Raw genomic sequence first — 17,490 nt, forward strand, 5'->3', positions numbered from 1 at the left:
CTGCCCATGTCCGGGCGCGGTCACAGCGACTGAGGGAACGTGAAGAAGCCGTCCGGGTCGTACCGGTGCTTCAGCTGGGCGAGGCGCGTGGCCGCGTCCCCGTAGTACGCCTTCCGCCAGTTCGTCAGGGCTGGGTCCGTGTAGTTCTGGTACGCCGCCCCGGACGCGTAGCCGCGCATCGACGTGTGCGCGGAATTCAGCCAGGACTGCGCGGTTGCGCCGGAGGTGCCGGCCCGCCAGCTCGCGATGTACTGCGCCAGCATCCGCGACCGGCGGTGCACGAACGCCGTCGCCGTCGGAGCCACCCGGTTGACCGCGCCGCCGAGCGCGATGAAGGCGACGCTGCCCGCGCCGCCCCGCACCTGTGCGATCTGCCGCAGGATCGTCTGGATGCCGGCCGCCGGGATCGAGCGGTCGAAGAAGTCGGAGCGGGCCGCGTACGTCTCCCGGCCGAGGGCGCCCTGCGGGCTACGACCCGGTGTCGAGCCCGGCAGGTGGCACTGGGCGGCTGTGGGGAAGGAGGAGCAGCCCGCGTACGCCTCCATCGCGCCCTCGTAGGAGTGCCGCCGGAGCGAGACGCTGCGTGCCGGGGCGCCGACCTCGGCGGCCAGGCGGTCGACGGCGTTCTGGAGCTCGCCGTAGGTGCCGAGCGAGAAGGCGGCGACGGAGACGGTGGGGGTGCCGCCGTTCTCGAGGTGGCAGGAGGACCAGATCTCGTCGGGTTGGCCGGGGCCCCACTCCTGCCAGGCCTTGAGCACGGCGGCGGCCTTGGACCAGGGCCAGGTCAGGTACGCCGACACGGCCTGCGGCGCCGGGTGGGTCCTGAAGCGGAGCTCGGTGACGACGCCGAAGTTGCCGTTGCCCGCGCCGCGCAGGGCCCAGAACAGGTCCTTGTTCTCGGTGGCGTTCGCGACGAGCTGCTTGCCGTCCGCCGTGACCAGGGTCGCCTGGGTCAGGCTGTCGCAGGTCAGTCCGTACGCCCGGGAGACCACTCCGTGGCCGCCGCCGAGGGTGAGGCCGGAGACGCCGACCGTGGGGCAGGAACCGGCGGGTATCGTCACGCCCTTCGCGGTGAGCGCGCGGTAGACGTCGATCAGCTTGGAACCCGCGCCGATGACCGCCTCGCCGCCGCTCGCCCGTATCGTGTTGAGCCTGCCCACGTCGATGATCAGGCGTGCGTCCCCCGAGGACCAACCGGCGTAGGAGTGCCCGCCGTTGCGTATCGCGACCTTGACGCGGTGCACGCGCGCGTACGCCAGCGCGGTGCGGATGTCGTCGGTGTGCGCCACGTACGCCACGGCCGCCGGCTTCAGTGCGTCGAAGCGGGTGTTGTACAGCTGGCGGGCGGTGGGCCAGGCGCGGTCGCCGGGGCGCACCAGGGTGCCGTCCAGGTCCCTGCCGAGGTCCCTCCAGTTGGCGGGGGCCTGCGCGCCGGCACTGTCCGTCCGCAGGGACGTGCCGACACCGACCGAAGTACCTCCGCTGCACGCGGTGGTGGTGACCGTGGCCGCGAGCGCGGCGGTGGCCCCGCCGACGAACGTACGCCGTTGCATGTGCGCCTCCCTTGGGTTCCGCAGAACGAGACGGGGCCTCGCCGCGGAGGGTTGCGCAGGGAAGTGCCACAGAATTGCTACGGGGTGAGGAAGGTGGGCACGCGTAGGTCCGGCGTCGAACGGGAGCTCGGGGACAAGCTCGGGACACTCCTAGCCGGCCTCGTGCACCTCCGCGTCCGACCGCGCCAGGCTGCGGGCTCTGCGAGCCGGTCCCCGCCAGCCGCAACTGCACCGGGCCACACAGAAACGGCCCTGTTCGACCGTTGTCGTGCGGTGCTCCTCGGGACCGGTGGGGATGTCCTGCTGCTCCACTCCCACAAGGTTACCCAGGGCAAGTGAACTGCCGAAGGCGCGCGTGACGGGTCCCCCTACCCGTCGTTAACCGGAACGACAGGAGGGCACCGGGACGGACCGGCTGGGGGTAGGCAGGCGATGGTGGTGCGGCAGCGCGGTCGGGTCGGTGCGGCGGTGGTCGCGACGGTGGGGCTCCTGGTCTGCTCGCCCTCGCTCACCGGCTGTGCCGGCGACGGGGCCGCCGCCGAGGACGCGCGCTCCGGCCCGGGCGCCGTCCAGGCGCTGCACCAGGCGGCGGCTGCCCTGGTGCGCGCGGGCACTTCCAAGGCCCGTACGTCGATGGAGATGGCGACCGGCGGCACCCGGGTCACCATCCGGGGCGAGGGCGTCTACGACTACCGGGACCGGCTCGGGAGACTGACCGTGACGCTCCCTCAGGACCCCGCGGGCGCCGACGAGCACCGTCCCATCACCGAACTGCTCGCGCCGGGCGCCCTCTTCATGAAGAACCGGGGCGCGGGGGTGCCCGCCGACAAGTGGGTGCGGGTCGACACGACCACGCTCTCCGACGGCAACCTGGTCACCGGTGGCGCCACCGACCCGTACACGGCCGCGGAGCTGCTGCGCGGGGTGCGGAAGGCGACGTACGTCGGCAGGACCCGGATCGGCGGGACCCCGGTGCGGCACTACCGCGGGGTCGCCGACATCGGGCTCGCGGCGCGCGACGCGTCCGCCGGGAACAGGAAGGCGCTCCAGGAGGCGGCGAAAGGGTTCGCCACGGCCGAGGTCCCGTTCGACGCCTACCTGGACGACGAGGGGCGCATCCGAGAGGTCCGCCACCGGTTCAGCTTCGTGGGCGGGCGGCAGAAGGCGCCGGTGGCGGTGGCCTCGACGACGGTGCTGTACGACTTCGGGGCCCCGGCCGACGTACGGCTGCCGGCGTCCGGGGACATTTTCGCCGGGAAGATCGCCGAGCAGTGAGGTGTGGGCTCGGGGCCGGTCGCGGCACGGGCGCGGGGCCGGAAGTGGCGCAGGCGAGTGGCCGGAAGTGGCGCGGTTGAGGGGGCCGGAAATGGTCCGTCCGTGCCATGCGCCGCCCAGGGGCCGCTCCCTACCCTAGGAAGTCGGCCCCAGGAAGCCGGTGACGGCAGAAAGAGGTGATGCACGTGGCTCCGGTCGGCGGTACGGCAGTTCAGGACCACGTGGCCCTCGCCGAGATCGAACTGTGCGGTGACCTGATCATTGCGGCCTCGGCCGCGCACGAGGACCGGCTGAGTCTGGAAAGCATCGACGAGGTGCTGAGGGTGGCCGAGGAACGGGACGCCTCCGGCGAGTGAGCCGCCGTCGTCAGGTCCGCAGCAGGCGGCCGATCGCCTTCGTCGCCTCCTCCACCTTCGCGTCGATCTCCGTGCCGCCCTTGAGCGCGGCGTCCGCGACGCAGTGGCGCAGATGCTCCTCGAGCAGCTGGAGCGCGAAGGACTGCAGGGCCTTGGTGGAGGCCGAGACCTGCGTGAGTATGTCGATGCAGTAGACGTCTTCGTCGACCATGCGCTGCAGGCCGCGGATCTGGCCCTCGATGCGGCGCAGGCGCTTGAGGTGCTCGTCCTTCTGCTGGTGGTAGCCGTGGATGCCGCGGTCGTGATCGGTCACCACGGCGTCGGTGCCCCCCGAGGGCGCTGTCGCGCCGGCCTCGGTCGTCGTCATCGCGTCCTCCTCGTGCCCCGATGCGGAGATATACCCCCCGCGGGTATATGATAACGAACTTTGCTGGGTATACGGCTCTTGGTCACTGCCCGGCCACCTCCGCAGTGCCCCCGTGAGGACCACACTGTCCGATGGGTGACACTGGAGGACGGCCCCTTAGCCGTGGCCGGATGATGCCCTTAGCATCAGCCTGACCGAAACCGAAGCATCCTGAGGACCCCACGTGCGCTTTCGTCTGACCCCCAGGGAGACGAGCTTCTACGACATGTTCGCCGCATCCGCGGACAACATCGTGACCGGCTCGAAACTCCTGATGGAACTGCTCGGGGCGGACGCCTCCGCCCGGGCCGAGATCGCAGAGCGTATGCGGGCCGCGGAACACGCCGGTGACGACGCCACGCACGCGATCTTCCACCAGCTGAACTCCTCGTTCATCACGCCGTTCGACCGTGAGGACATCTACTCCCTCGCCTCGTCCCTCGACGACATCATGGACTTCATGGAGGAGGCCGTCGACCTGGTCGTCCTCTACAACGTCGAGGAACTGCCCAAGGGCGTCGAGCAGCAGATCGAGGTGCTGGCGCGGGCGGCGGAGCTGACGGCCGAGGCGATGCCGAACCTCCGCACGATGGAGAACCTCACGGAGTACTGGATCGAGGTCAACCGGCTGGAGAACCAGGCGGACCAGATCCACCGCAAGCTGCTGGCCCACCTCTTCAACGGCAAGTACGACGCGATAGAGGTCCTGAAGCTCAAGCAGATCGTGGACGTGCTGGAGGAGGCCGCGGACGCTTTCGAGCACGTGGCCAACACCGTGGAGACCATCGCGGTCAAGGAGTCCTGAGGCGTCCATGGACACCTTCGCTCTCATCCTGACCATCCTGGTCGCACTCCTCTTCGCGTATACCAACGGCTTCCACGACTCCGCGAACGCCATCGCGACATCCGTGTCGACGCGGGCGCTGACCCCGCGGGCGGCGCTGGCGATGGCGGCGGTGATGAACCTCGCCGGCGCCTTCCTCGGCAGCGGCGTGGCGAAGACGGTCAGTGAGGGACTGATCCAGACGCCCCAGGGCGGCAAGGGGATGGGCATCCTCTTCGCGGCACTGCTCGGAGCCATCGTCTGGAACCTGATCACCTGGTACTACGGCCTGCCGTCGTCCTCGTCGCACGCGCTGTTCGGCGGACTGGTGGGCGCGGCCCTCGCGGGCGGTACGGCGGTGCACTGGTCCGGCGTCGTGGACAAGATCATCACCCCCATGTTCCTGTCGCCGGTGGTGGGCCTCATCGTCGGCTACCTGGTGATGACGGCCATCATGTGGATCTTCCGCCGTTCCAACCCGCACAAGGCGAAGCGCGGTTTCCGGATAGCCCAGACGGTGTCGGCCGCGGGCATGGCGCTCGGCCACGGTCTGCAGGACGCGCAGAAGACGATGGGCGTCGTGGTGATGGCCCTGGTCATCGCGGACGTCGAGAACTACGGGGACCCGATCCCGGTGTGGGTGAAGCTCCTCTCCGCGGCGATGCTGTCGCTGGGCACGTACGCGGGCGGCTGGCGCATCATGCGGACGCTGGGCCGCAAGATCATCGAACTGGACCCACCGCAGGGGTTCGCGGCGGAGACCACGGGGGCGTCGATCATGTTCGCGACGGCGTTCCTGTTCAAGGCGCCGATCTCCACGACGCATGTGATCACCTCGGCGATCATGGGCGTGGGTGCGACCAAGCGGGTGAACGCGGTGCGCTGGGGCGTGGCGAAGAACATCGTCCTGGGCTGGTTCATCACGATGCCGGCGGCGGCGCTGGTCGCGGCCACGGCGTTCGGGCTGATCAACCTGGCGTTCCTGTAGGGACGCGGACGCGTGGACTCCGGTGGCGCCGTGCCGGCCCGTGGCCTCGAGATGCGGGTGTCGGCAGGGTGGCAAAACTGGAGGTATGGGTAGCAAGGCACTTCTTGAAGGCGGACCCGAGGAACTGGCCGGGAAGGTCGTGCCGGTTGTTCCTCCTGGCCAGGAGCTCAAGATTCCGCACCGTGGTGGATACGAGCACTACAAGGTCACCACGCGCCATGAGGATGTCGAGGCGCAGAACGTCACCGTCTACCGGTGGTGGGAGCGCACGGAAGTGGCCGAGTAGCGGCCCGGGACACGAGCGGGCCCGCCCCCGGGAGCCGGGGGCGGGCCCTCTTCGGCCTCGCGGTGGCACCGCCATGCAGCACCGCGAGGGGTCTTCGGACGGACCGCCGGATCAGCCGAAGCGACCCGAGATGTAGTCCTCGGTCGCCTGGACCGACGGGTTGGAGAAGATCCGCTCGGTCTCGTCGATCTCGATCAGCTTGCCCGGCTGCCCCACGGCCGCCAGGTTGAAGAACGCCGTACGGTCCGAGACACGGGCCGCCTGCTGCATGTTGTGCGTCACGATGACGATCGTGAAGCGCTCCTTCAGCTCGCCGATCAGGTCCTCGATGGCGAGGGTGGAGATCGGGTCGAGGGCGGAGCAGGGCTCGTCCATCAGGAGCACCTTCGGCTCCACGGCGATCGCCCGCGCGATGCACAGACGCTGCTGCTGACCACCGGACAGGCCGGAGCCCGGCTTGTTCAGGCGGTCCTTCACCTCGTTCCAGAGGTTGGCGCCCTTGAGCGACTTCTCGACGACGTCCGCCAGCTCGCTCTTCTTGTAGTTGCCGTTCAGCCGCAGACCGGCCGCCACGTTGTCGAAGATCGACATCGTGGGGAAGGGGTTCGGGCGCTGGAAGACCATGCCCACCTCGCGGCGGACGGAGACCGGGTCGATCCCGGCGCCGTACAGGTCCTCGTCGTCGAGCAGCACCTTGCCCTCGACGCGCCCGCCCGGCGTCACCTCGTGCATACGGTTGAGGGTGCGCAGGAACGTCGACTTGCCGCAGCCGGAGGGGCCGATGAACGCCGTTACCGACCGCGGCTCGATCGACATCGAGATGTCCTCGATCGCCTTGTGGGAGCCGTAGTAGGCGGTGAGCCCGCTTACGTCGATTCGCTTGGCCATGACTACTTCACTTCCAGAAAGTCTTGATCGGTCGCTGTGTGGCCCCGCCCGGCGGAGCCGGAAATAGTCGCCTCAGCGACCGGTCTTCGGGGCCTTCCAGCGGGCGATGCCGCGGGCCAGCAGGTTGAGGATCATCACGAAGGCGATCAGCGTCAGCGACGCCGCCCAGGCCCGGTCGTACGCCGCGTTGGCGCCGGCGCTGTTCGCGTACTGCTGGTAGATGTACAGCGGCAGCGACTGCTGGGCACCCTCGAAGGGGTTGGCGTTGATGAAGCGGTTGCCGAACACCAGCAGCAGGACCGGCGCGGTCTCACCGGCGATACGGGCGATCGACAGCATGATGCCGGTCGTGATGCCGCCGATGGAGGTGGGCAGGACCACCTTCAGGATGGTGCGCCACTTCGGGACGCCGAGCGCCAGGGACGCCTCGCGCAGCTCGTTCGGGACGAGCTTGAGCATCTCCTCCGTGGAGCGGACCACGACCGGCATCATCAGGATGGCCAGGGCGAGCGAACCGGCGAAGCCGAAGGGCTCCATCTTGAAGATCAGCATCAGGCTGAGGATGAACAGACCGGCGACGATCGACGGGATACCGGTCATCACGTCGACGAAGAAGGTGACGGCCTGGGCGAGCCTGCCGCGCCCGTACTCCACCAGGTAGATGGCGGTGAGTATGCCGATCGGCGCGCCGATGACGGTGGCGAGGCCGACCTGCTCGAGGCTGCCGAGGATGGCGTGGTAGATGCCACCGCCGGGCTGGGAGTCGGGGACGACGCCCATCGAGTGGGTCAGGAAGTAGATGTCGAGGACCTTCACACCGCGCGAGAGGGTCGTCCACACCAGGGAGACCAGCGGAATCACGGCGAGCAGGAAGGCCACCCACACCAGGGAGGTCGCGATGCGGTCCTTGGCCTGACGGCGGCCCTCGACGCGCGCGGCGATGGCGTAGGTGCCGAGGAGGAAGAGGATCGCGGCGATCAGGCCCCACTGGATGTGGCTCGTGAGACCGGCGGCGGCGCCGACGCCGCACGCGAGGGCGATCGAACCGGCGGCGATGGCCCACGGGGACCACTTGGGCAGGCTCGCCCCGCGCAGAGTGCTGGGGCGCTTGTCGGCTACGGCTGCGGTGCTCATGCGTTGGCCCCCGAGTACTCCTTGCGGCGGGCGATGATCGCGCGGGCCGCGCCGTTGACCAGCAGGGTGATGACGAACAGGACCAGACCGGAGGCGATCAGCGCGTCACGGCCGTACTCCGTCGCCTCGTTGAACTTGCTGGCGATGTTCTGGGCGAAGGTGCCGCCGCCCGGGTTGAGCAGGCTGCCGTGGATGAGGAAGTCCGGGGAGATGACGGTGGCGACGGCCATGGTCTCGCCGAGCGCACGGCCGAGGCCGAGCATCGAGGCGGAGATGACGCCGGAGCGGCCGAAGGGCAGCACCGCCATGCGGATGACCTCCCAGCGCGTGGCGCCGAGGGCGAGAGCCGCCTCCTCGTGCATGCGCGGGACCTGCCGGAAGACCTCACGGCTCACGTTGGTGACGATCGGCAGGATCATGATCGCCAGCAGGATGCCCACGGTGAGCAGCGAGCGCGGCGGGCCGCCGTCCCAGGACAGGATGCCGGTCCAGCCGAAGTAGTCGTTCAGCCAGCTGAAGAGGCCGGTCAGGTGCGGTACGAGGATCAGGGCGCCCCACAGGCCGTAGACGATGGACGGCACGGCGGCGAGCAGGTCGATCACGTACGCGATGGAGCCGGAGAGCCGGCGCGGGGCGTAGTGGGTGAGGAAGAGCGCGATGGCGACCGCGATCGGGACCGCGATGACCATGGCGATGATCGAGGAGACCACCGTGCCGAACGCCAGGACGGCGATGCCGAAGACCGGCGGAATGGCTCCGGTGTTCCACTCGAAGGTGGTCAGGAAGTTGCCGTGGTCCTTGCTGATGGCCAGGTAGGCCCGGTAGGTGAGGAAGGCCGCGATCGCGGCCATGATCACCAGCAGCAGGATGCCCGACCCACGGGACAGACCGAGGAAGATCCGGTCTCCGGGCCGGGTGGCACCGCGGGCCGCGCGCTTCTGTTCGGCCACGGACGGCTGGGGGGCGGGGGGAGGCGCTTGTGTGTTCTTTGTTGATATGTCCATCGGGATCTCCGGTCTGCGGAGCCGCGCTCGTGGGTCGGCTCCAGGCGGCGGTGCACCGGACGGTGCGGCCCGGTCCCACGGGGACCGGGCCGCACGCTCAGGTCAGCTCAGGCCCTCGATGGTGGTGCGGACCTTGGAGATGATCGCGTCGGGGATCGGCGCGTAGCTGTTCTGGGTCAGGATCGACTGGCCGTCCGTGCTGGCGATGTAGCGCAGGAAGGCCTTGGTGGCGGGCAGGGTGTCCGCCTTGTTGCCCTTGTCGCAGACGATCTCGTAGGTGACCAGGACCATCGGGTAGGCGCCGTCGGCCTTGGTGTTGTAGTTGAGCTTCAGCGCCAGGTCCTTGCCGGTGCCGACGACCTTGGCGTCCGCGATGGCCTTGCTGGCGGCGTCGGTGGAGGGCTTGACCGGGGAGGAGGCGCCCGTGTCGATGGCGGCCGTGGTCATGTCCTTGGCGTAGGACAGCTCGAAGTAGCCGATGGCGCCGGCGGTCTGCTTCACCTGCTGGGCCACACCCGCGGACTGCGGGGCGGACTGGCCGCCCGGGGCCTGCCAGGCCTTGCCGCCGGAGTACTTGCCCCAGACGGCGGGGGCCGCGGCCTTCAGGTACTTGGTGAAGTTGTCCGTGGTGCCGGACTCGTCCGAACGGTGGAAGGCCGAGATCTTGGTGGACGGCAGCTTGGCGTTCGGGTTCAGCTTCTTGATCGCCGGGTCGTCCCAGGTCTTGATGTCGCTGTTGAAGATCTTGGCCAGCGTGGTGGCGTCCAGAACCAGGTTGTCCACGCCCGGCAGGTTGTAACCGAGGGCGATCGGGCCGCCGACCATCGGCAGGTCGATGCCCTGACCGCCGCCGGTGCAGACCTTCTTGGAGGCCTCGACATCTGCGGGCTTCAGCGCGGAGTCCGAACCGGCGAAGGCGAGCTGGCCCTGGGTGAACGCGGTGACACCGGCACCGGAGCCGCTGCCCTTGTAGTTGATCTGCACACCCTGGCAGGCCTGGCTGAACGCGGCCGTCCAGGCGTCGATGGCGTTCTTCTGCGCGGAGGAGCCGTCGGCGAGCAGCTGGCCCTTGGCGTTGTCGCACTTGATGGAGCTGGCGTTCGACGCGCCGGCGGAGGCGCTGCTGCCCCCGCTGCTGCTCTTGGAGCCCGTGTCGTCGGAGCCGCACGCCGTGAGGGCCAGGGCGCCGGAGACGGCGAGAGCACCGAGGGTGAGGGCCCGCCGGTTCATGCGCTGAAGCTTCACTTTCGGGAGTTCCTTCCAGGAGCCGCCGTCCTGATCGGCGGCGTGCGAGGGGGTGGGTGAAGTGGGCGCACATGCGAGGGCGCGCCCGCCACCTGGTAAGGCCGAAATTAGGCAGATCAGGTGAAGGCGCCTATGGCCGAAAGTGAACGGAGGGTGAACCCCTGCGGACGGTGTGGTTAGGTCACGGAACGCTTACGTTGAGGACACGGGGCGATCCCGGATTCTCCTCGCGACCTTCGTCACTCTACGCAACGATCCTGATCCGCTCATGTCGGGCGCCCGCGTGCCGGCGCGTGTCATTCCGCGTCGGGTGTCGTCGGCTGCTCCAGCACCCGCAGCAGGGTGTCGACGAGTTCCCTGTCACGCGGCTGGGTCAGACGGTGGCGGGCCGCGACCGGGGGGAGCCACAGGACGCGGTCGACCTCGCGGTTGGGGGCGAAGCAGCCCTCCGTGGCCTCGGCCGCCCAGTAGTGGACCTGCTTGGGGCGGCCGTCCGCCGGATAGTGCGCGGTGGGCAGGGACGCGCCGGGCACGGCGGTGTAGCCCGTCTCCTCCGCCACCTCCCGCAGGGCCCCCGTGAGCGGGTCCTCGCCGCGCTTCAGCTTGCCCTTGGGGTGGGACCAGTCGTCGTACTTCGGCCGGTGGACCAGACAGATCTCCAGGGCGCCGTCGACGGGCGAGCGGCGCCACAGGACACAGCCCGCCGCACGGATGGTCTCCTCGGTCATCGGGTGCTCCGGCTCCTCTCTCACGCATGCGGTGCGCGCCCCCGTGAGCCCTGCCGTCCCTGGGGCGTCTACGGAGTACCCACCGCCTGCTTCTGCCAGATCTGCTGGAAGGCGAAGCGGGCCGCCTCCACCTCGTGGCGCTGGTCGGCGTGCAGCACGCCCAGGGCGTACGCCGTGGCCGGGGCGATGCGCGGGGTGCGGGCCGCCGCTGCCGCCGCGGCCGCCGCCTCCGAAGCGTCCCGGTGCCGGTTCAGGGCCTGCCCGGCCGCCAGCAGCCGCACGTCGACCGCCGCGTTCTCGCCGTACCGCCCGTACAGCACCTCACGCGCGTAGCGGTGCAGCCGCAGCAGCAGCCGGACCTGGTGCCATGGGCCGTCCTGCGGGTGCGGGGCCGGGTCCGGGGACAGTCCGTGGACGAGGGCCTCCGCGTTGTACGGGTGGCCCGCGGTGACCAGCGGCAGCGCGGCCACCGCGTCGGTCAGCCGCTCCTCGGCCGCCGCGGCCGGCGGGCGCAGGTCGGCGGTTGCCGCGGCCGGGGTGAGCGGGACCTCGCTGGCGAGGACGGCGACGCTGTCCGCCACCGCGTGGAAGCGGCTGGAACCGAGCGCCTGCAGGGCCGCCGAGTGGGCGCGGGTGCGGGCCAGGGTGAGCTGACGCTCCAACAGGGCGCCCGCCTTCGCGGCGCCCACGGTCAGGTTGCCGCGCTCCGGAACGCCGGCCCGGTCGCGCGGCCCGGCGCCCTCCGCTGCGCCGGTCGTCTGCGGGGGGAAGGCCGACGAGCCCGACAGCCGGTGCAGGGCGAGCAGCAGGCGGTCGAGCCGGGCCGCGTACGCGTGCTCGCGGGCCAGCGTGCCCGACAGCCAGGCCAGTTCCGGCCGCATAGCCTCCGACCACTCGGCGTCGAGCAGGGCGCGGAACGTGTGCAACGTGCCGCTGATACGACGGGCCGAGCGGCGCAGGGCGAGCGCGGCGTCGCCGGAGTCATCCGTACCGCCCCCCTCCTCCGCTCGCGACTTCGCCCGAGCGGAGGGACCCCCGTCACCGGACTCCCGGTGCTGGCGCAGCGCGCGGAGGAACTCCGTGGCCTGGGCCCGCAGGTACTCCGCGAGGGCGTCCCCGGTGGGGGCGCCTCCCTGCTCATGGAGGTCCCCCCGCTCGAGCGAGGTCGAGAGTGGGGGAGCAGTCGAGACCTTGGGGGCGGGGCCGGCCGTGGGGTCGGTGGGGGGATCAAGGTGTTGCTTTGCCACGCCGGCGCCTCCGGGCGTCTATGAGCATCTCCTGGATGTTCGGCAGGGGCTGGCCGTCGGCGTCGAAGGCGTGCCGGATCCACTCGCCGTCCGGGCCCAGGTGCCAGGACGAGGTGGTGTCGGACATACCGGTCTCCAGGAGCCGGTTGAGGGCAGCCCGGTGCGCCGGGTCGGTGACCCTGACGAGAGCTTCGATACGGCGGTCGAGGTTGCGGTGCATCATGTCGGCGCTGCCGAACCACACCTCCGGCTCGCCGCCGTTGCCGAAGGCGAAGACGCGGGAGTGCTCCAGGAAGCGGCCGAGAACGGACCGTACGCGGATGTTCTCCGACAGGCCGGCCACGCCCGGGCGCAGCGCGCAGATGCCGCGCACCCACACGTCGACCGGGACGCCCGCCTGGGAGGCCCGGTAGAGGGAGTCGATGACCGCCTCGTCCACCATCGAGTTGACCTTGATGCGGACGTAGGCGGGCCGGCCGGCCCGGTGGTGCTGGATCTCCTTGTTGACGCGGGAGACCAGGCCGTCGCGCAGGGACTTGGGGGCGACCAGCAGGCGGCGGTAGATCTCCCGACGGGAGTAGCCCGACAGCCGGTTGAACAGGTCGGACAGGTCCGCGCCGACCTGCGGGTCGGCGGTCAGCAGCCCCAGGTCCTCGTAGAGACGTGCGGTCTTCGGGTGGTAGTTGCCCGTGCCGACGTGGCTGTAGCGGCGGAGCGTTTCACCCTCCTGCCGCACCACGAGCGACAGCTTGCAGTGGGTCTTCAGGCCGACGAGACCGTAGACGACGTGGCAGCCCGCCTCCTCCAGCTTGCGGGCCCACTTGATGTTGGCCTGCTCGTCGAAGCGGGCCTTGATCTCGACCAGCACGAGGACCTGCTTGCCGGATTCGGCCGCGTCGATCAGCGCGTCGACGATCGGAGAGGTCTCCGAGGTGCGGTACAGCGTTTGCTTGATCGCCAGGACGTCGGGGTCGGCGGCGGCCTGCTCCAGGAACGCCTGCACGGACGTGGAGAAGCTGTCGTACGGGTGGTGCAGCAGGACGTCCCGCTCGCGCAGCGCGGCGAAGATGTCCGGCGCGGACGCCGACTCGACCTCCGCGAGGTCGCGGTGGGTGCCGGCGACGAACTTGGGATACTTCAGCTCGGGCCGGTCGAGGTTGGCGATGCCGAAGAGGCCGGTGAGGTCCAGGGGACCGGCCAGCGGGTAGACCTCGGCCTCGGAGATCTTCAGCTCGCGCACCAGCAGGTCGAGGACGTAGCGGTCGATGGACTCCTCGACCTCCAGGCGCACCGGCGGGCCGAAGCGGCGCCGCATGAGCTCCTTCTCCAGGGCCTGGAGCAGGTTCTCGGTGTCGTCCTCCTCGACCTCGAGGTCCTCGTTCCGGGTTATCCGGAAGGTGTGGTGCTCCAGCACCTCCATGCCCGGGAACAGCTCCTCCAGATGCGCGGCGATGACGTCCTCGATGGGGACGTAGCGCTGCGGGGAGGCCTCCAGGAAGCGGGAGAGCAGCGGCGGCACCTTGACACGGGCGAAGTGGCGGTGCCCGGAGACCGGGTTGCGCACGACGACCGCGAGGTTCAGGGACAGGCCCGAGATGTACGGGAAGGGGTGCGCGGGGTCCACGGCGAGCGGGGTCAGCACCGGGAAGATCTGGTGCCGGAACAGCGTGAACAGCCGCGCCTGCTCCTTGTCCGTCAGCTCGCTCCAGCGGACGATGTGGATGCCCTCCTCCGCGAGGGCGGGGGCGACGTCCTCCTGGAAGGTGGCGGCGTGCCGGGCCATCAGCTCGCGGGAGCGGGCCCAGATCATCTCCAGCACCTCGCGGGGCTGGAGGCCCGAGGCGGACCGGGTGGCGACCCCGGTGGCGATACGACGTTTCAGTCCCGCGACCCGGACCATGAAGAACTCGTCCAGGTTGCTGGCGAAGATCGCGAGGAACTTCGCGCGCTCGAGGAGCGGTGTGTTCGGATCCTCGGCGAGTTCGAGGACACGCTCGTTGAACTGGAGCCAGCTGCGCTCGCGGTCCAGGAAGCGGCCCTGGGGCAGCTGGGCGCCCTCGGTCTCCTCATAGACGTCGAGGTCGGCGTCGAGGTCGGGATCGAGTCCGGAGACCGCCGCGGCCACGGTGTGCGGGCGGTGCGCGGCGATGGAACCCACGGAGGGCTGCTGATTCTGCATGTTCGCGCGACCCGAGGGCTCTCCCTCACGGGGGGTGACGGGGGACGGGTGGACCGGCGCCTGGGCGTTCTGCTGGCTCATAAACCCATTCTTCCGCGCCGAACGGGTGACGGGCGCGTCGGAACGACCGGGCGGCAGCGAGCGCGCACGGTCCGCACCGGCCCCGTTCTCCGGGGGCGGCAAGGGCTCTGGCACGGCGGCGTTCATTGACCGAGCGTCGCAAGCCCGTCTGAATCAATGGTTACGGCGACATGACGTGCGGGATAGCGGGGGGAGGCCCGGGGACGTCGCCCCCGCCGCCCCTACCCGTCCCGTCCTCCAGGAGCTCCGCCCCTGCGACCCCCACCAGGGGCTCCGCCCCTGAACCCGGCGGGGACCGCGTCCCCTGCACCGGCCGGCCCCCCAGCCCCCGGCGGGCCGGAAGCGCGGCCTCGGCGGCGCCACAGCCCCCGGTCCCGGTCCCCTCCCCGGCCCCGGTCCCCGGCCGGAGGCCGGCGGCTCAGGTCTCCGCCCGGTACATCAGGTCCGTCTCGTACGTCGTGAACCCCAGGCGTTCGTACACCGACAGGGCCGCCTTGTTGTCCGCGTCGACGTACAGCATCGCCGTCGGCAGGCCCCGAGCCGCCAGGTGGCGCAGGCCGATCGTGGTGAGGGCGCGGCCCAGCCCGGTTCCCTGGGTGCCGGGGCGGACGCCCAGGACGTACACCTCGCCGAGCCGCTCCTGCGCGTGGATCTTGGTCCAGTGGAAGCCGACCAGTTCCCCCTCCCGTTCCGCAAGGAAGAAGCCCTCCGGGTCGAACCACGGCTCGGCCTTGCGGTCGTCGAGGTCCCGCTGGGTCAGGGACCCCTGTTCGGGGTGGTGGGCGAACGCCTCCGCGTTGACGGCGAGCCAGGCCGCGTCGTCCTGCCCGGGCACGAACGTGCGCACCGTGACACCCTCCGGCAACGTCGGCTCCGGCGGGTCGAAGTCCGTCAACGAGCGGCGCAGCTGCCGCAGTTCGCGGAACAGGGTCAGGCCCAGCACCTGTGCCAGGTGCCGCGCCGCGGAGTGGCCGCCGTGTGCCCACACCCGCAGCCGCTTCCCGGAGGCCGCGAGGAGGGCGCAGCCCAGCGCCCGGCCGTGCCCGTGGCCGCGGTGTGCCGGGTGTACGACCAGCTCGGCGGCCGGCGCCTCCACCGGGTCGGTGTCCTCCAGCTGGGCGTATCCGACGAGCGTGCCGTCGACCGTCAGCAGAAGATGGGAGACGCCGTCCCGCTCGCCGCCGCGCAACTGCAGCCGCCCCTGTTCGGACACGGCCTGCTGCCCGTCGACCCGGGCGGCGTAGGCGAGGAGCGCCAGCACGGCGTCGGCCTGTTCGGGCGAGAGCGCGGTGACGGTCTCGAGGGAGCGGGTCGGGGCCGGGCGGGCGGTGTCGTCGCTGGTCATGGGTACGAGGGTACGGGGCTGCGGAAGGAAAGGGGAGGTAAAAGGCAACCCGCTCGTAACCCCGAACCCCCTTTTGCGCTACGCGCGTTGACCCTAAGCTGCGCGAATCACCGTCTTGGCGCGTTCTTTACACACCACAGGGGGGCACATGCCGCCGAACGTCCGGCACAGACGTCTTCACCGCATCCTCGCCGCCGCCGCGGGCCTGGCCACGGCCGGCACCCTTCTCGCCGCGCTCCCGGCCGGCGCCCACGGCAGCAGGCCCGGTCCACAACACCCCGGCCGCTACCAGGACGTACAGCTGCTCTCCTTCAACGACCTGCACGGCAACCTGGAGCCGCCGGCCGGTTCCTCCGGACGGGTCACCGAGCGCCAGGAGGACGGCACCACCAAGACCGTCGACGCGGGCGGTGTCGAGTACCTCGCCACGCACCTGCGCCAGGCCCGTGCCGGCCACCCGTACTCCATCACCGCCGCCGCCGGCGACATGGTCGGCGCCTCGCCGCTGATCTCCGGCCTCTTCCACGACGAGCCGACCATCGACGCGCTCAACAAGCTCGACCTGGACGTCACCGGCGTCGGCAACCACGAGTTCGACGAGGGCGCCCGGGAACTGGCCCGGCTGCAGAACGGCGGCTGCCACCCGACGGACGGCTGCTACGACGACGGCGAGACGTTCCAGGGCGCGAACTTCCCGTATCTCGCCGCGAACGTGACGGACGAGAAGACCGGCAAGCCGATCCTCAAGCCCTACTGGGTGTGGAAGAAGAACGGCGTCAAGGTCGGCTTCATCGGCGTCACCCTCGAGGGCACCCCGAACATCGTCTCCGCGGAGGGTGTGAAGGGGCTGAAGTTCGGCGACGAGGTGGAGACGATCAACAAGTACGCCAAGGTGCTCCAGCGCCAGGGCGTCCAGTCGATCGTCGCCCTGATCCACGAGGGCGGAGTGCCCGCGTCGAGCGCGTACAACTACGACTGCGACAGCCCGGGCGCGGGCGAGGGCATCTCCGGCCCGATCGTCGACATCGCCAAGCACGTCACCCCGGCCGTGGACGCGCTGGTCACGGGTCACACCCACCAGGCGTACGTGTGCACGATCGACGACCCGGCGGGCCGGCCCCGCATGGTGACGTCGGCGGCCTCGTTCGGCCGGCTGTACACCGACACGACGCTGACGTACGACCGCGCGACCGGCGACATCGTCCGTACGGCCGTCACCTCCGCCAACCGCGTGGTCACCCGGACCGTCACCAAGGCGCCCGACATGACCGATCTGATCACCAAGTGGAAGACGCGCTCCGCGCCCGTCGCCTCCCGGCCCATCGGCTACATCGCGGGCGAGATCGGCAACACCGGCACCGAGTCCCCGCTCGGCGACCTGATCGCGGACGCGCAACTCGCCCACGCCAGGTCCCTCGACCCCGAGGCGGACCTCGCGCTGATGAACCCCGGCGGCATTCGCGCCCCGCTCACCTACGCGGCGAGCGGAGGAGAGGGCGACGGCGTGGTGACGTACGGGGAGGCGTACACCGTGCAGCCGTTCGCCAACACCGTGAATCTGGTGAACCTGACCGGGGCACAGTTGATCACCGCGCTGCAGCAGCAGGTCAGCGGCGTGAACGAGGCGTCACCGAAGATCCTTCAGGTGTCGAAGGGGCTCACGTACACGCTGGACCCGACCAAGGCCGGGGCCGCGCGCGTGGTCGTGGACTCCGTCCGGCTGAACGGCGCGGCGATCGACCCCGCCGCCACCTACCGCGTGCCGATGAACTCCTTCCTCGCGGGCGGCGGCGACGGCTTCGCCGAGCTGGGCAAGGGCACGAACGTGCTCGTGGGCGGCGACGACCTGGCGGCCTTCGAGGCGTACCTGACCGCGAACTCGTCGGCCGCGTCGCCGTATCCGGTGCCTGCGGCGGACCGCATCACGGTGGTCAAGTAACCCTCGAACGACG

The 17,490-nt window shown here is 70.4% G+C and carries 17 protein-coding genes; 6 read left to right on the forward strand and 11 right to left on the reverse strand.

Features of this window, described 5'->3' with window-relative positions; genetic code table 11:
- Positions 1–20: 20 nt before the first annotated feature.
- Both ACZ7L1_RS24765 and ACZ7L1_RS24770 read right to left on the reverse strand, forming a co-directional pair.
- Positions 21–1,553: an FAD-binding oxidoreductase gene (locus ACZ7L1_RS24765; RefSeq protein WP_471440207.1), complete on the reverse strand. Its 1,533-nt coding sequence runs from the start codon at positions 1,551–1,553 to the stop codon at positions 21–23.
- A 150-nt stretch (positions 1,554–1,703) separates the two neighbouring features.
- Positions 1,704–1,865, reverse strand: coding sequence for a hypothetical protein (locus ACZ7L1_RS24770; protein WP_471440208.1), 162 nt, complete (start codon positions 1,863–1,865; stop codon positions 1,704–1,706).
- A 120-nt stretch (positions 1,866–1,985) separates the two neighbouring features.
- On the opposite strand from ACZ7L1_RS24770, the gene ACZ7L1_RS24775 reads away from it, so the two are divergent.
- Positions 1,986–2,828: an SCO4651 family lipoprotein gene (locus ACZ7L1_RS24775; protein WP_471440209.1), complete on the forward strand. Its 843-nt coding sequence runs from the start codon at positions 1,986–1,988 to the stop codon at positions 2,826–2,828.
- 179 nt (positions 2,829–3,007) lie between these two features.
- A complete protein-coding gene (locus tag ACZ7L1_RS24780; RefSeq protein WP_200421060.1) occupies positions 3,008–3,184 on the forward strand; it encodes a hypothetical protein in 177 nt (58 codons plus the stop codon).
- A gap of 10 nt (positions 3,185–3,194) precedes the next feature.
- Here the strand turns inward: ACZ7L1_RS24780 and ACZ7L1_RS24785 are convergent, their stop codons facing one another.
- On the reverse strand, positions 3,195–3,551 hold the full coding sequence (locus tag ACZ7L1_RS24785) for a metal-sensitive transcriptional regulator (RefSeq protein ID WP_471440210.1): 357 nt from the start codon (positions 3,549–3,551) through the stop codon (positions 3,195–3,197).
- A 223-nt stretch (positions 3,552–3,774) separates the two neighbouring features.
- On the opposite strand from ACZ7L1_RS24785, the gene ACZ7L1_RS24790 reads away from it, so the two are divergent.
- From ACZ7L1_RS24790 to ACZ7L1_RS24800, 3 genes are all read left to right on the forward strand, one after another.
- Complete coding sequence (locus ACZ7L1_RS24790; RefSeq protein WP_055490603.1) at positions 3,775–4,395, forward strand: DUF47 domain-containing protein; 621 nt, start codon at positions 3,775–3,777, stop codon at positions 4,393–4,395.
- A 7-nt stretch (positions 4,396–4,402) separates the two neighbouring features.
- Entirely contained in the window at positions 4,403–5,401 is a 999-nt protein-coding gene (locus ACZ7L1_RS24795; RefSeq protein WP_471440211.1) for an inorganic phosphate transporter, read from the forward strand.
- A gap of 85 nt (positions 5,402–5,486) precedes the next feature.
- A complete protein-coding gene (locus ACZ7L1_RS24800; RefSeq protein ID WP_446791139.1) occupies positions 5,487–5,687 on the forward strand; it encodes a DUF5988 family protein in 201 nt (66 codons plus the stop codon).
- Between the two features lie 111 nt (positions 5,688–5,798).
- On the opposite strand, the gene pstB is transcribed toward ACZ7L1_RS24800, so the two are convergent.
- From pstB to mshD, 8 genes are all read right to left on the reverse strand, one after another.
- On the reverse strand, positions 5,799–6,575 hold the full coding sequence (gene pstB / locus ACZ7L1_RS24805) for a phosphate ABC transporter ATP-binding protein PstB (protein WP_471440212.1): 777 nt from the start codon (positions 6,573–6,575) through the stop codon (positions 5,799–5,801).
- A 72-nt stretch (positions 6,576–6,647) separates the two neighbouring features.
- Positions 6,648–7,709, reverse strand: a complete 1,062-nt coding sequence (gene pstA / locus ACZ7L1_RS24810; RefSeq protein WP_471440213.1) for a phosphate ABC transporter permease PstA — start codon at positions 7,707–7,709, stop codon at positions 6,648–6,650.
- Positions 7,706–8,713 carry a phosphate ABC transporter permease subunit PstC gene (gene pstC, locus ACZ7L1_RS24815; RefSeq protein ID WP_471440214.1) on the reverse strand — a complete coding sequence of 336 codons (1,008 nt, stop codon included), beginning with the start codon at positions 8,711–8,713 and terminating at the stop codon, positions 7,706–7,708. The genes pstA and pstC overlap by 4 nt, the downstream gene beginning before the upstream one ends.
- Before the next feature lie 102 nt (positions 8,714–8,815).
- Positions 8,816–9,958 carry a phosphate ABC transporter substrate-binding protein PstS gene (pstS, locus tag ACZ7L1_RS24820; RefSeq protein ID WP_471440215.1) on the reverse strand — a complete coding sequence of 381 codons (1,143 nt, stop codon included), beginning with the start codon at positions 9,956–9,958 and terminating at the stop codon, positions 8,816–8,818.
- A gap of 296 nt (positions 9,959–10,254) precedes the next feature.
- Complete coding sequence (locus tag ACZ7L1_RS24825) at positions 10,255–10,686, reverse strand: NUDIX hydrolase (protein ID WP_471440216.1); 432 nt, start codon at positions 10,684–10,686, stop codon at positions 10,255–10,257.
- Between the two features lie 68 nt (positions 10,687–10,754).
- Positions 10,755–11,933 carry a CHAD domain-containing protein gene (locus tag ACZ7L1_RS24830; RefSeq protein WP_471440217.1) on the reverse strand — a complete coding sequence of 393 codons (1,179 nt, stop codon included), beginning with the start codon at positions 11,931–11,933 and terminating at the stop codon, positions 10,755–10,757.
- Positions 11,914–14,319 carry an RNA degradosome polyphosphate kinase gene (locus ACZ7L1_RS24835; protein ID WP_471440218.1) on the reverse strand — a complete coding sequence of 802 codons (2,406 nt, stop codon included), beginning with the start codon at positions 14,317–14,319 and terminating at the stop codon, positions 11,914–11,916. Before ACZ7L1_RS24835 ends, ACZ7L1_RS24830 begins: the two co-directional genes overlap by 20 nt.
- Positions 14,320–14,611: 292 nt before the next feature.
- A complete protein-coding gene (gene mshD / locus ACZ7L1_RS24840; protein ID WP_471440219.1) occupies positions 14,612–15,538 on the reverse strand; it encodes a mycothiol synthase in 927 nt (308 codons plus the stop codon).
- Positions 15,539–15,686: 148 nt separating this feature from the next.
- Here mshD and ACZ7L1_RS24845 point away from each other — a divergent pair, with 148 nt between their 5' ends.
- Positions 15,687–17,477 (forward strand): bifunctional metallophosphatase/5'-nucleotidase, encoded by a 1,791-nt coding sequence (locus tag ACZ7L1_RS24845; RefSeq protein WP_471440220.1) that lies wholly within the window; start codon positions 15,687–15,689, stop codon positions 17,475–17,477.
- Positions 17,478–17,490: the final 13 nt, after the last annotated feature.

Source organism: Streptomyces sp. NPDC107546 (genome assembly GCF_055639175.1).